The sequence below is a fragment of the Streptomyces sporangiiformans genome, from assembly GCF_005768555.2.
GTDB lineage: Bacteria > Actinomycetota > Actinomycetes > Streptomycetales > Streptomycetaceae > Streptomyces > Streptomyces sporangiiformans.
On the sequence record NZ_VCHX02000163.1, the window covers coordinates 60,756 to 74,662 of the forward strand.

General features: G+C 68.8%; 9 protein-coding genes. 3 read left to right on the forward strand and 6 right to left on the reverse strand.

All coding sequences use genetic code 11. The features are described from left to right. Positions 1–49: 49 nt before the first annotated feature. Positions 50–3,034 (forward strand): esterase-like activity of phytase family protein, encoded by a 2,985-nt coding sequence (locus FGD71_RS27125; protein WP_162931231.1) that lies wholly within the window; start codon positions 50–52, stop codon positions 3,032–3,034. A gap of 154 nt (positions 3,035–3,188) precedes the next feature. Then, entirely contained in the window at positions 3,189–4,091 is a 903-nt protein-coding gene (locus FGD71_RS27130; RefSeq protein WP_119103154.1) for an LLM class F420-dependent oxidoreductase, read from the forward strand. 146 nt (positions 4,092–4,237) lie between these two features. On the opposite strand, the gene FGD71_RS27140 is transcribed toward FGD71_RS27130, so the two are convergent. After that, entirely contained in the window at positions 4,238–5,683 is a 1,446-nt protein-coding gene (locus FGD71_RS27140; protein ID WP_119103156.1) for a family 43 glycosylhydrolase, read from the reverse strand. Positions 5,684–5,712: 29 nt separating this feature from the next. After that, complete coding sequence (locus FGD71_RS27145; RefSeq protein WP_119103157.1) at positions 5,713–7,224, reverse strand: family 43 glycosylhydrolase; 1,512 nt, start codon at positions 7,222–7,224, stop codon at positions 5,713–5,715. A 302-nt stretch (positions 7,225–7,526) separates the two neighbouring features. Between FGD71_RS27145 and FGD71_RS27150 the strand changes: the two genes are divergently transcribed. Beyond that, positions 7,527–8,990 (forward strand): alginate lyase family protein, encoded by a 1,464-nt coding sequence (locus FGD71_RS27150; protein ID WP_119103158.1) that lies wholly within the window; start codon positions 7,527–7,529, stop codon positions 8,988–8,990. A 128-nt stretch (positions 8,991–9,118) separates the two neighbouring features. On the opposite strand, the gene FGD71_RS27155 is transcribed toward FGD71_RS27150, so the two are convergent. The 4 genes from FGD71_RS27155 to FGD71_RS27170 are packed head-to-tail and all read right to left on the reverse strand — an operon-like array spanning position 9,119 to position 13,901. Beyond that, positions 9,119–9,472 (reverse strand): winged helix-turn-helix domain-containing protein, encoded by a 354-nt coding sequence (locus FGD71_RS27155; protein WP_244951223.1) that lies wholly within the window; start codon positions 9,470–9,472, stop codon positions 9,119–9,121. A gap of 9 nt (positions 9,473–9,481) precedes the next feature. After that, positions 9,482–12,061, reverse strand: coding sequence for a beta-galactosidase (locus tag FGD71_RS27160; RefSeq protein WP_119103159.1), 2,580 nt, complete (start codon positions 12,059–12,061; stop codon positions 9,482–9,484). Continuing rightward, positions 12,058–12,996: a carbohydrate ABC transporter permease gene (locus FGD71_RS27165; protein WP_119103160.1), complete on the reverse strand. Its 939-nt coding sequence runs from the start codon at positions 12,994–12,996 to the stop codon at positions 12,058–12,060. Before FGD71_RS27165 ends, FGD71_RS27160 begins: the two co-directional genes overlap by 4 nt. Continuing rightward, complete coding sequence (locus tag FGD71_RS27170) at positions 12,996–13,901, reverse strand: carbohydrate ABC transporter permease (RefSeq protein ID WP_119103161.1); 906 nt, start codon at positions 13,899–13,901, stop codon at positions 12,996–12,998. The genes FGD71_RS27165 and FGD71_RS27170 overlap by 1 nt, the downstream gene beginning before the upstream one ends. Positions 13,902–13,907 lie beyond the last annotated feature (6 nt).

Genomic DNA, 13,907 nt, shown 5'->3' on the forward strand with positions numbered 1-13,907 from the left:
CTGCCCCTGCCCCCCGCAACCCGCCCCTTCCCGGAAGGACACCATGCCCATGCGACACAGACGCCGAACACGCCGCAGACGCGCGCTCCTGGGCTCCCTCACCGCGGCCGGACTCCTCGGCGGGCTCACCCTCGCCAACGGGTTCGCCGCGGAGCCCGCCCCGGACTCCGCCGAGCAGTACGGCATCCGACTCCTCGACACCCTTACCGTGCCCGCCGGAACGAGCGAGTTCGGCATGCCGTTCGGTGGGCTGTCCGGGATCGACTACGACCGGGATTCCGGCGAGTACGTCGCCCTCAGCGACGACCGCTCGGAGAACGGCGAGGCACGCTTCTACACCCTCCGCCTGCCACTGAACGGCACTGCCTTCGCCCACGACAAGCCGGACCTCGACGCCCTGACCGTGCTCGACGACACCACCGGCGAACCCTTCGCCGCCAAGGCCGTCGACCCCGAGGCGGTCCGCTGGACGCCGGACGGCAACAGCCTGCTGTGGACGAGCGAGGGCGCCTCCTCGTCCGGGCAGCCGGCCTTCGTCCGTGAGGCCACCGCTTCCGGCGGATACGTACGCGAACTGCCGCTGCCCAAGGCGTACGCACCGGTCAGGTCGGCTTCCGGTGCGCTCACCGCGGGCGTCCGCAACAACCAGGCCCTTGAAGGCCTGACCCTCGCCCCGGACGGCAGCAAGGCCGTCACCATCACCGAGAACGCCCTCGTCCAGGACGGTCCCGCGGCCGGGCTGACGGCCAAGAGCCCGTCCCGGCTGCTGGTGATGGACCGCGAGACCGGTGCCGCCGAGGCCGAGCACGTCTACGAGGTCGACCCGATCTCCGACGCGCCCACCGCACCGCTGCCCGCCCCCGTCGGCACCTACTCCGCCGACCGGGGAGTCTCGGAGATCCTCGCGATCAACGAGACCGACTACCTCACCGTCGAGCGGTCCTTCGCCTCCGGCGTCGGCTTCTCCATCCGCCTCTACTGGACGAGCACCATCGGCGCAACCGACGTCAACGGCAAGGAGAAGACCTCCGGCTCCGAGAAGCCGATGCCGAAGAAGCTGCTGTACGACTTCACCACCTCCGGCACCGATGCCGACAACGTCGAGGGCATCACCTGGGGTCCGAAACTGCCCGACGGCTCCCGCTCCCTCGTCCTCGTCGCCGACGACAACTTCGGCTTCAACGGCAGCGTCACCAAGTTCCACCTGCTGTCCGTACGTCCCGGGCTCCTCGCCACCCGCACCCCGGACGTCAACGGCGACGGCGCCGTGAACGCCCGGGACCTGAAGGCCCTTCCCGCCTCCGGTTCCGCCGGTGACCTCGACGGCAACGGCCGTACGGACAGCAAGGACGTCAAGCTCTGGACCTCGTACACCCACGACTTCCCGACCGAGCCGAGGACCTCGTCCACCGTCGACGTCCAGCTGCTGTCCTTCAACGACTTCCACGGCAACCTGGAACCGCCCACCGGCCGTGATGCCAACCTCGGGTCCAAGCTGGACCCGAAGTCGACCACGGTCGGCGGCGCGGAGTACCTCGCCGCCAGGCTGGGCCGGCTCCGGGAGGGCACCGATGCCTCGCTGACCGTCGCGGCGGGCGACATCATCGGCGCCAGCCCCTTCCTCTCCGGTCTCTTCCACGACGAACCGACCGTCGAGTCCATGGAGAAACTGCACCTGGACGTCACCAGCGTCGGCAACCACGAGTTCGACGAGGGCACCGACGAACTGCTGCGCATGCAGAACGGCGGCTGCCACCCGAAGGACGGCTGCTACATCAAGGACGAGCCGTACGACGGCGCCGAGTTCCCCTGGCTCGCCGCCAACGTCACCGACCGCACCACCGGTGAGCCCCTCCTGGCCCCCACTTGGATCAAGAAGGTGGACGGGGTCAAGCTCGGCTTCATCGGGATGACCCTGGAAGGCACCCCGGAGGTCACCGGCCAGTCCGGAATCAAGTCGGTGCGCTTCCTGGACGAGGTGGAGACCGCCAACGCCGCCGCCGGCAAACTGCGCGAGCAGGGAGTCGAGGCGATCGTGGTCCTGCTGCACGAGGGCGGCATCCAGGCCGGCAGCTACGGCCAGTGCGACGGGATCTCGGGCCCGATCGTCGACATCGCCAAGCGTCTGGCCCCCGCGATCGACGCGGTTGTCACCGGCCACACCCACCAGCCGTACATCTGCTCGCTGCCCGACCCGGACGGCGAGCCGCGCATGGTCACCTCGGCCTCGTCCTTCGGCCGGGTGGTCACCGAGACCCGGCTGCCCGTCGACCGCCGCACCGGGGACGTCGTACGTGACCAGGTCGCCGCGATGAACCACCTCGTCACCCGCACCGGCGCCAAGGACGCCGAACAGACGGCGGTCATCGACAAGTGGAAGGAGCTGTCGGCGCCCCTGGCCAACCGGATCGTCGGCGAGGTCACCGCCGACATCACCCGCTCCGAGACGCGCGACGCCGAATCCGACCTGGCGAACCTGGTCGCCGACGCCCAGCTGGCGGCGACCGCGGCTCCGGAGAAAGGCGGGGCACAGATCGCCCTGATGAACCCCGGTGGGGTGCGGGCGGACCTGGTGTACGCCTCGTCGACGGGCGGCGAGGCACCCGGCGAGATCACGTACGCGGAGGCCTTCGCCGTCCAGCCCTTCGCCGGGACGCTGGTGACCGTCGACCTGACGGGGGCGCAGATCGAGAAGATCCTGGAAGAGCAGTTCAACGACTCCGGGACCAGGGCGCCCACCCTCATCCTCGGCGTCTCGAGGGGGCTGACGTACTCGTACTCCGGCAGCGCCCCCGTCGGCGACCGCATCGATCCCGAGTCGATCAAGCTCAACGGCGAGACGCTGAAGCCCGACGCAACCTACCGGGTGGCCGCCAACACCTTCCTCGCGGCGGGCGGCGACGGGTTCACCACTTTCGCCAAGGGCACCAACCCCGTCGGCGGCGGCGACGACATCGCGGCACTGACCGACTACCTCACCGCCCAGAGCCCGGTAGCCCCTCCGGGCACGGACCGCCTGACCGAACTTCCCTGAGAACGGCTCCTGTTGAGGCTCCGCTCCGTCCTCGGACACTAGGGGCGGAGCCTCGTCACGCTCCCGATCACGGAATATCCGAAAGCAGTCATCGGTTGGGGTGCTGCGACACGTTCGTACGACAGTGCACAGCCTTCGGAGGGAGTCAGAGTCGATGGTGGACGACATCACGAGCGGGGTTCGCGACAGGTCACCCAAGGAGGCGGTCGGGAGGTACGGCATCTGGAGTGTCGGGCTGCGTTCGGAGGATCCGTCACAGCGCGGCGAACTCGCCGAGACCGCCGCCGAGCTCGAACAACTCGGCTTCGGTGCCGTCTGGTTGGGCGGCAGCACGGGGGTGCAGCACGCCGTGCCGCTGATCGAGGCGACATCGCGGCTGACCGTGGCCACCGGTATCCAGAGCATCTGGCAGTACGAGGCCACCGACACCGCCGCGCGTTTCGCCGAGCTGGACGCGGCCCACCCCGGCCGGTTCCTGCTCGGTCTCGGGGTGAGTCACGCCAAGCTGGCGGACCAGTATCGGCGCCCCTATTCGTCCATGGTCGACTACCTGGACGCCTTGGACGCCCTGGGCACCGCCGGGGTGCCCGCCGGGCGCCGGGTACTGGCCGCTCTCGGCCCGAAGATGCTGAAGCTGTCACGCGATCGCGCCGCCGGTTCACACCCGTACCTGGTGACTCCCGAGCACACCGCGGAGGCCCGCGAGATCCTGGGCGAAGGCGCGCTGCTCGCACCGGAGTTGAAGGTCGTCCTGGAGACCGACCCGGACCGCGCCCGCTCGCTCGCCCGTGACAGCCTCGCCCTCTATCTCTCCCTGCCGAACTACACCAACAGCTTCCTGCGGTTCGGCTTCACCGAGGACGACTTCGCGGACGGCGGCAGCGACCGCCTCATCGACACGCTCTACGCCTGGGGCGACGACGACCAAATTCGCGCGCGGATCGACGCCTTCTACTCCGCCGGGGCGGATCATGTGGCCTTCCAAGTGGTCACCGACCAGGGCTCGTCGGCCCTTACGCGCCCCGAATGGCGCCGCCTGGCCGGGCTGTTGGCCTGACATCGGCGGGCACGGTTCGTTCGGGCTCTACGGCGAGGACCCCACGTACTGGTGGATCACCGACGGCACGACGTCCCGGGACAAGACGTCCTTCACGTCGACGGGCTTCGCTCCGCCCGGCTCCTGAGGAGCCGGGCGGTCAGCGGCTATTCCGCGTAGTAGGTCGCGTCCTGCCGGTCGAGGGTGGTGCTGACCGACTGGACGTAGAGCAGGTTGTCGAAGTGGCGGATGTAACGGCCGGGGTAGTTGAGCGATTCGAAGGAGACGCCGGAAGCGGAGTCCGCCAGGCCCGCCCGCTGGTTGAACGACGCGTCGTTCTTGAAGGTGGTCGTGCCGTCGTTCTTCTCCACCCACACCTCGAAGTTCTTGTGGCGCAGGTAGTAGCCGGGGAAGTTCGCCGATTCGAGGGAGACGGTGCCGCTGCCGGCGAGGCCGGTGACGACGCGGAACTGGGAGTCGGCGAGGTTGGTGACGTTCGCCTCGACCTTCGCCCGGAACTCCCAGTGACGGATGTAGCGGTCGGGGAAATTGAACGAGGAGAAGCGGACCGGGGTCACGCCGTCGGAGACGGGGATGCCGAAGTTGGGCGTGCCGTCGGCGTTCCAGTACAGCTTCTGGTACCGGGTGCGGCGGTTGGGGTCGTTGAGCGGGTCGCCGCTGATGTCCTTGTAGTTGCGGTCGTGGTAGACGAGGATGTCCGACTTGCCGTCCTCGGACGTGGTGAAGGTGTTGTGGCCCGGGCCGTACTGACCGGTCGCGGCGTTGCTCTTGAAGACCGGGTTCGGGTTCTTCGTCCAGGACGCCGGGTTCATCAGGTCGGCGGTAGCGTTGGCTGTCAGCAGTCCGAGGCAGTAGTTGGCGTCGGTGGCGGAGGCCGAGAAGGTCATGAAGACCTTGCCTCCGCGCTGGATGACGGCCGGGCCCTCGTTGACGGTGGCACCGACCTTTTCCCAGGCGTTGGTGGGCCGCGAGATCATGGCGGGAGCGCCGCTGATGGTCCACGGGCTGGACATCTTGGCGAGGTAGATGTTGGTGCCGGCGCCGACGGCCGGGTCGTTCTGCGCCCAGCTGAGGTAGCGGGTGCCGCCCACGACGAACGTCGTCGCGTCGAGCGAGAAGGTGTCCAGCGGCAGGGAGATGCGGCCCTTCTCGGTCCAGGTGCCGGTGAGCGGGTTGGCGGAGCTGGACTCCAGGACGTACGGCCGGATCCTCCACTTGTCGTTGGACCAGCCGGCGGTGAAGTAGACGTACCACTTGCCGTTGATGAAGTGGATCTCCGGGGCCCAGATGTGGGCACCCATCTCACCGCTGGCGTGCTTGGTCCAGATCGTGGTCTCGGGGGCGGTCGACAGTCCCTGGAGGGTGGTGGCCCGGCGCATCACGATCTTGTCGTAGGCGGGCACGGTGGCGGTGAAGTAGTAGTAGCCGTCGGTGTGCTTGTAGATGTGCGGGTCGGCGCGCTGTGTGGCGATCGGGTTGGTGAAGGTCACGGCGGGCGAGGCGGGGGCGGCGGCGTGGGCGGGGGTGCCGGTCGTCAGCAGTGCCAGCGCGGCGAGGACCGCCGTCAGCACGCGGCTGATGAGACGTCTCATGGTGTCGGGTTCTCCTGGTGGGGGCGGGATCAGGTGGTGGGCTTGAGCTGCCACTGCTGGCAGTTGTTGTTCAGCCAGGTCCACTGGCGTACGTCGGTGCCGTTGGCGGTGCCGCAGTTGGCGACGTCGGCGACCTTGCCGGTGGACTCGTTGACGATCCGCACGTAGTCACCGGTGGCGGTGTGGACCAGGCGGTACTTCTGGCAGTTGTTGTTCAGCCAGGACCACTGGGCGATGTCGGTGCCGTCGGCAGCGGAACAGTTCGCGGTGTCCATGACCTTTCCGGTGGCCACGTTCACCAGCCGGCTGGTGTCGTTGCCCTGGTCCTCGATGCGCCACTTCTGGTTGGCGCCGCCGGTGCAGCTCCACTGGAAGATGTTGGTGCCGTCGGCCGTGTTGCCGCCCTCGACGTCCAGGCACTTGCCGCTGTTGCGGTTCACCAGCGTGTACGCCGTGGGCGTGGCCGCCGTCTCGCCGTCCGGGCCGGGCAGGGAGGTGCCGAGCGCGACCGGGGCGCCGAAGTTCGGCGTACCGTCGGCGTTCCAGGTGAACTTCTGGGCGCGGGTGGTGCGGCCGTTGCCGCAGCCGCCGTTCGTGCTGTTGTTGGCGTGGTAGACGATCCAGTTCTCGGTGCCGTCCGGCGAGGTGAAGAACCCGTTGTGGCCGGGGCCGTAGACACCCGCCGCGTCGTTGCGCTGGAAGACGGGGGTGGACTTCTTCGTCCAGGACGACGCCTGCAGCGGATCGCTTCCGGTCAACTCCAGCTGGCCCAGCTTGTAGTCAGGGGTCTGACAGGAGCTGGCGGAGAAGGTGAGGAACGTCCTGCCGTTGCGGTACAGCGGCTCGGGGCCCTCGTTGACCGCGCCGCCCGAGGTCTCCCAGCTCGCGGTGGGGCTGGAGATGATGGTGAAGGTCGTGCTCGCCAGCGTGTACGGGTTGCTCAACGGCGCGATGACCAGGCTCTGCTTGCTGCCGTTGATGAAGCCGCTGCCCAGCAGGTACAGCTTGTTGTCGTGCTTGAGCACGCTGGCGTCGATGAGCCAGCCGCCGGGGCTGAGGTTGGAGCCGCTGAGCTGGTTCTTGTAGGTGTACGGGCCCATGGGGTCCGAGCCGGCGCTCTCCAGGACGTGGGTGCGCTGGGAGTCGCAGCAGGCGACCCCGGACTGCCCGGCGGAGTAGTACAGGTACCACTTGCCGTTGAGGAAGTGCAGCTCCGGCGCCCAGATGTTGGTGTTCCGGGTGGGCGTGGTGTCGCTCCAGACCTGGACGCTTGCGGCCGTGGAAAGACCGGCCAGAGTCGGCGACTTACGCATGGTCAGCACGCCGGTGAAGGTCGTGGTGATCAGGTAGTAGTTGCCGTTGTAGTACTCCAGCCAGGGATCGGCGCCCTTCTGCGACTTGACCGGGTTGGTATACGGCCGCCCGTCCGCCGCGGCAGCGGGCTGCGTGGTGACGAGTGACGCGAGCAGGGCCAGCAGTGCTGCCCCCAGGGCGAACCAATGGCGTGTGCGGAACACGGGAGTCCCTTCCGGCGGCAGCATGTTCGACCATGTCCGAAATGACGAACACTGTGCGTAACTTCGACCGAAAGGTAGAGGTGAGGTGTGAGGGGCGTCAATGGACGTGCGGTATTTGGTTGCGACCAGTTTTCCGGCGGGTGACGGGCATCCGGCCCTCGGATCCCCGCTCCACCGGGTCCGGCGCGGGACCGGGCCCGCCGCACCGGCTCACTTTTCTGTTATCGCCCGTGGGCCGTCGCGTCTCCTGTGCGTACTCGTACGCATCGGAACGCCCCCCAGACCTGAGGACCGAGCACGTGAGAGCACAGATCAGCCGCCGGAGCATGATGAAGATCGCCGGTACGGCCGCGGGCGCGGCCGCCGTCGGCGCCACCGTCACCGCTGCCCCCGCGTCAGCGGCGGGCGCGGCCTTCGCGCACCCCGGACTGCTGCACACCAAGGCCGACCTGGACCGCATGGCGGCCAAGGTGAAGGCGGGCACGGCCCCGTACGAGGCGGGCTTCGCCAGACTGACCGCCAACAGGCACTCCCAGACCAACTGGACGGCCAATCCACAGGCGACGGTCTACCGGGGTGCGGGCTCGCCCCAGAACTACGCCACCCTCTACAACGACATCCACGCCGCCTATCAGAACGCGCTGCGCTGGCATGTCACGGGCGACACCGCGCACGCGGACACCGCCGTCGCCATCTGCAACGCCTGGTCGGCGAAGCTGACCAGCCTCCAAGGCTCCGCCGACCGGTTCCTCGCGGCGGGTCTCTACGGCTACCAGTTCGCCAACGCGGCCGAACTCGTCCGCGACCACGACGACTTCGACCTGGCGCGGTTCCAGAAGATGATGCGAGACGTCTTCGCTCCGCTCAGCGAGGACTTCCTCAAGAACCACAACGGCGCCGTTGTCTCCAACTACTGGGCCAACTGGGACCTGACGGCCATGGCCTGCGTCCTCGCCGTCGGCATCCTGTGCGACGACCGTGCCAAGGTCGACACCGCGGTCTCGTACTTCAAGCACGGCGACGGCATGGGCTCGATCAAGAACGCCATCCCCGTCGTGCACTCCGACGGGCTCGCCGAGTGGGTGGAGGCCGGCCGTGACCAGGGCCACGCCCTGCTGGGCGTCGGCCTGATGGGCACGTTCTGCGAGATGGCCTGGAACCAGGGCATCGACCTGTACGGCTACGACGACAGCCGCTTCTTCAAGGGCGCCCAGTACGTGGCGAAGTGGAGCCTGGGCGGGGACGTGCCGTACACGGCCAACACCCGCAAGAAGGGCGCGATCAACGGCTGGTCGGGCACGGAGACCGCGAGCGACGCAGCCGGCGTGGACCCGAACATGGTCCGGCCCATCTGGGCCATGATCGCCAACCACTACACCAAGCGGAAGGGCCTGTCCGCGTCGTACCTGACCCGGATAGCGGCCAAGGCCGCTCCGGAGGGCGGCGGCGGCGACTACGGCCCCAACAGCGGCGGCTACGACCAACTCGGCTTCGGCACCCTGGCCTACACCCGCGACCGGTCCGCGAAGCCGGAGGACGCGGCCTCCCCCGCGGCCTCGGCGGCGTCCGGCTCCGACGCGGACACCGCGTCGGGCTCCGACTCCGGCTCTGGCGCAGCGTCCGCGCAGCAGTCGCCCTCCCCCACCCCGCAGGGCGGCAGGGACGGCGACCTGGCCGCCACCGGCTCCTCGGACGTCCCCGCCTGGACCGCCGCCACCGGCATCACCGCCCTCGCGGGCGGCCTGCTCCTGCTACGCCGCCGCGGGCGCGCGGGGCGCGACGCGCAGTGAGCGAACCGGGGCCCGGTCCGGCGGGGGAAGTGCGGACCAGGCCTCGAGTCCGTCTCGTACGCCAGGCGCCGGGGCCGGACGTGTCGTACGTCAGGCGTCGGCGCCACGGCGCCCCACCTCGGCTAGGGTCACGATCCCGGAGGAGCGTCGAGCGCGGCCTCACCGTGGCCGAGCGCGCCGAGCGCGAGGTCGTACACCGTGGCGTCGACGTAGGTCTCGGCCACGTCGACGCCGACGATGCGGCCGCGGTCGGGATCGATGGTCAGCCGCTCCTGCGGCCGTCCCCCGGTGTTGCGCTCCACCGCGGTGATGTGCAGTACGCCTCCGGACAGGAACTCGGTGACCAGGGTCGCCACGGTCGCCGGACTGAGTCCGGTGTGCCGGGCGAGTTCCTGGCGGGTGGACGTCCCGAGTTCGAGTAGAGCGTGCAGAACCTCGAAACGGTTTTCGCTGCGAAGATCACGGGCCGTGTGCCGCGCCACCATTCTCCTTCAGCCGTCAGGAGACTCCAGCCGCAGCGTACGGAGCTCCGGACTGCCCGGCCCGGCGGTGCCCCGCAACAGCAGGGTCAATCCGGACCATCCCGCTGGGATCCAGAGGACGTTGGCATCTCCGCCCGAGAAGGCCGGTCGGTCGCCGACCCAGACACGGCCCACGCACTCCCCGGCGGCCCATCCGGTCACCCGGAGCTGTGATCCGTCCAGTCGCACCAGGAAGCCGTCGTCGGACGGGGGCAGATCGAGGTCGATCCACGTCTCCTCTCCCGGTTCCAAGGCCAGCGGCAGCTGGACGTCCCGCGTAGGGCCGGCCTCGACGGCGAAGCCGGTCAGCAGGTCGTCGTCCTGTACGGCGCACGACCAGTCCGTCACTGGTTCAAGAGTGAGCAACTCGGCACGGAGGCCGCCGCCACTGGGGTGGTGCGGCATCGTGACCGAGATCTGATGCGTTCCGGCGGGCAGCAGGATCCAGGGGTCCTCGGCGTGGACGGTGCGCGGCTCGCCGTTGTCCACGCTCACGCGCACCGGCTCGACCACGCCCAGCACGTGCAGCGCCGACGCGGTGGCCGACCGGATCTCGCGCGTGTAGGTGACGGGGAGGCCGACGCGGGTGCTGCTCCACCCGCCGAGTCCGCGCAGGGGCGCCGGCCCGCCCGCCCAGTGGCCGTGCACCGACCACAGGGCCGACACGTCCGCGACGTCCCGGACCGTCCACAGCGTGCCAAGTCCGCGCAGTGCGCCGAGGCGGAGTGCCGGCAGGCGCGCGTCGTCGAAGTTCGCATGCCCCCAGATCTCCACGAAGGCCTCGACGGCGACGCGGCCGGTCGCCTCGTGGACGTCGATCCGCTGTGCAGCACCGAATCCGGCGATCGTGGGATGCACCCGTCCGGCGATCGACAGGTCGACGATGTCCGCCGCGCCGACCAGCAGCAGTTCGTCGACACCCGTCAGATCCGCCGTGGTCCGGTAGGTTCCGCGCCCCCGGTACACGCCGAGCGACTCCAGCGTCGGCGGCAGCTCGTGGGTGCCCGCCGGCTCCTCGGGAGCGACGGCCGGTCGTTGCCGCACATCCCGTACGGCGGTGGGCGGCGTCGTGCTCGGCCGGGGCGGCACGTCGGTCAGGTGCACCGTGCCGTCGCGGTCAGTCGCTCGCAGGCGTGCGGCGTCCGTCGGCGCCAGCGCGACAAGCGTCAGTCCCTCGGCGGCCGTCCGCTCGGGCGTGCCGACCGCCGGCGCCGGGATCTCGACCCGGGTTCCGCCCAGTACGACGGTGACCGGCACCTCGGAGGAGAACGTCAGTACGCCGTCCGACGCCCCCACCAGGTCCGCGGACGCCAGAGTGAGCGTCGCGTCGCAACCCCAGGACGGCAGCGGTACGTCCACCAGCATCAGCGGACACGAGTCCGGAGCGACGGCGACCGACACGCCCCTCACGACCGCCCTGCCCGGTGCCGTACCGAGATGCGGTACGGCGATGAGCTGGCCGCCTTCGTCGAGGTCCAGAGCCGACGGTGACGAACTGGTCGGGAAGTCGGCGGTGACCTGCACGCGGGGCAGGGCCGAGGTGGCGAGCGCCAGTCTCGGTCCCAGGGTGTCGATCACGCGCGCCAGCACCTGGCCCTGGGCGAACTCGGGCCGTTCGGCACCGGAGGACGAGACGTAACCGCCGAAGTCGTAGCCGTGGCTCATGAAGTTGCCGGGGTCGCCCCAGTTCCCCGTGGACGGCGTGTACCCGAAGTTCCAGCCGGACGACTGGAGATAGGGCGCGATCAGCGAGGCGCCGCTCGCCAGGAGCCGCCGCAGCGTCCGATGGCGCCGGTTCGTCTCGGTGATCAGCAGTGGCAGGTCGCGGTCCGCCAGCAGCTCGGTGTAGCGCCGTACCTCGGCCTCGATGTCCGGGGAGTCGTCGTCCGGGTAGAAGTTGCACGCCGGTACGACGCCGGGGACGTTCCCGGTGGCTCCTTCGATGTCGCCCTGCCCGGAGCAGGCGATCAGCGGAACGGTGATGCCGTGACGGGTCGCCTGGTCACGCAGGGCGGTCAGATACCCCGCGCGGTCCTCGCAGTCGAAGAAGTCCAGCTCGTTCTCCAACTGCACCATGATGACGGGACCGCCCGCCGGGTACTGGCGCTCGGCGAGGAGGGGCAGCACCTGCTCGAACCAGGCGGTGACCCGGTCGAGGAAGCGCGGTTCGTGCTGACGGACCCTCAACTCCGGGTCGAGGCCCAGCCAGGCCGGCAGCGCGCCGCCGTCCCACTCGGAGCAGATGTACGGGCCCGGCCGCGCGATGACGTACAGCCCGGTCTCCTGCGCGAGGTCCAGGAAGGCGGCGACGTCGCGTCTGCCCTCGAAGGACCAGCGGCCGGGCGCCGTCTCGTGGAAGTTCCACGGCAGGTAGACGTCCACGCAGGTGTAGCCCGAGGCCCGTACCTGTTCGAGCCGCGCACGCCACTGCTCCCGCGGAAGGCGGAAGTAGAACAGTGACGCGCACAGCACGACGCGCGGACCGTCCTCGGTCCCGATGCCCCGGGCGTCGAGCTGGATACCGCTGTTGAGGACTGTCGGACGACTCACTTGACCCCCGCGCTTCCGCCGCTGATGTCCATTTCGTACAGATACCGCTGGCCGAGGTAGTAGACGGCGATCATCGGCAGCGTGAGCAGGATCGAGCCGACCATCACCAGGTTCCACGGTGGCGGCTGGCCCGCCACCGCTGTGGTGGTGATGTACTGCACGCCCAGCGCCAGCGGCATCTTCGACTCGTCGTTGAGGTAGATCAGCGGCCCCATGAAGTCACCCCAGGTGTACGTCAGGGTGAAGATGCCGATCGCGATCAGCACGGGCCACAGCATCGGGAGCATGATGCGCCGGTAGATGCCGAAGAATCCGAGCCCGTCCACCATGGCCGCCTCGTCGAGCTGATTCGGCAGGCGGGACACGAACTGGCGTACCAGGAAGACGTTGAACGCGTTCGAGAAGAAGTTCGGCACGATCAGCGGCAGATAGGTGTTCACCCAGCCCAGGTCCTTGAACAGGATGAACTGCGGAATCATCGTGATCTGCGTCGGAATCATCATCGTCGCGATGACGACGAGGAACATCACGTTCTTCCCGGGGGCCCGCAGGCGGGCGAACGCGTAGCCGACCAGACCGCTCGACACCATCTGGCCGATGACCGAACCGACCGAGATGATCAGCGAGCTCACCAGGAACCGGCCCATCGGCAGATCCGTGCCGAACACCCGGGTGAAGTTCTCCCACTCGAACTCGTGCGGGAAGATGGTGAACGTGTTGGTGGTCACCGTGTGGTCGCTCGCCAGCGCGATCGAGACTGCGAACACCAACGGGGTCGAGAGAATCGCCGACACGACGATCAGCATCGCGTAGGTGAACGGCGTCGCTCGGAACACCCGCAGGACGCGGGGCGCATGGCTCGCGCGCCTTTCGTCGTCCTGGCGCTTTTCACCTTGCTGCTGCTGTGGCGCAGCGGTGGATACCACGGCCGCCATCACTTCACCTCGGTCTCGTAGAACACCCAGCGGCGGGTGGTGCGGAAGGCCAGCAGGGTGAACACCAGGATCACGGCGAACAGCAGCCACGAGATCGCCGACGCGTAGCCCATGTGGTAGTAGGAGAACGCCTGGTCGAACAGGTAAGGCACCGTCGTCTGGCTCGCGTTGTAGGTTCCGGGCTGGGACGCCTTCGGGGTGAGGATGTACACCTGCGAGAAGATCTGGAACGCCGCGATCAGCCCCATCACCAGGTTGAAGAAGATGACAGGGGTCAGATGCGGCACCGTGATGCTCCAGAACTGCCGCACCGGGCCGGCGCCGTCGACCTCGGCCGCCTCGTACAGCTCCTGCGGAATGCCCTTCATGGCCGCGAGCAGCAGGACGGTCGCGCTGCCGGCGCTCCACACCGACAGCAGGATCAGCGCGAACTTCACCCAGGTCGGGTCCAGCAACCACTGCGGGCCGGAGATACCGACCAGCCCGAGCACGTCGTTGAGCGGACCCGACGGGGCGAGCACCACCCGGAAGGCCATCGACGCGGCGACCAGGGGTACCAGCGTCGGCAGGTAGATCAGGGTGCGGAACAGCTTGCGGGCACGGACCTGCTTGTTGAGCAGGTTCGCCAGCCACAGCCCGATCAGCAGTCCGAGCGGGACGGATATCGCCGCGTAATGGAAGGTGTTCCCGAGGGCCTTCCAGAACACGGGATCCTCGGTGAGCAGCTTGACGTAGTTGTCCAGACCGACCCACTTGGGCGGAGTGAAGGAGTCCCAGTCCGTCATCGAGAGGTAGATCGACGCGATCATCGGTCCGAGCAGGAACGCGAGGAACCCGATCACCCACGGTGAGACGAACAGGTAGAACCAGAGCGCCTCACGGCGCCGCAACCGCGACATCGCCATCGCCGG

What these genes read in the sequence shown, in the direction of transcription:
- FGD71_RS27150 (WP_119103158.1), top strand. Translation starts at nt 7,527, where the DNA reads ATGATGAAGATCGCCGGTACGGCCGCGGGCGCGGCCGCCGTCGGCGCC.
- FGD71_RS27165 (WP_119103160.1), bottom strand. Translation starts at nt 12,996, where the DNA reads ATGGCGGCCGTGGTATCCACCGCTGCGCCACAGCAGCAGCAAGGTGAA.
- FGD71_RS27130 (WP_119103154.1), top strand. Translation starts at nt 3,189, where the DNA reads ATGGTGGACGACATCACGAGCGGGGTTCGCGACAGGTCACCCAAGGAG.
- FGD71_RS27140 (WP_119103156.1), bottom strand. Translation starts at nt 5,683, where the DNA reads ATGAGACGTCTCATCAGCCGCGTGCTGACGGCGGTCCTCGCCGCGCTG.
- FGD71_RS27125 (WP_162931231.1), top strand. Translation starts at nt 50, where the DNA reads ATGCGACACAGACGCCGAACACGCCGCAGACGCGCGCTCCTGGGCTCC.
- FGD71_RS27145 (WP_119103157.1), bottom strand. Translation starts at nt 7,224, where the DNA reads ATGCTGCCGCCGGAAGGGACTCCCGTGTTCCGCACACGCCATTGGTTC.
- FGD71_RS27170 (WP_119103161.1), bottom strand. Translation starts at nt 13,901, where the DNA reads ATGGCGATGTCGCGGTTGCGGCGCCGTGAGGCGCTCTGGTTCTACCTG.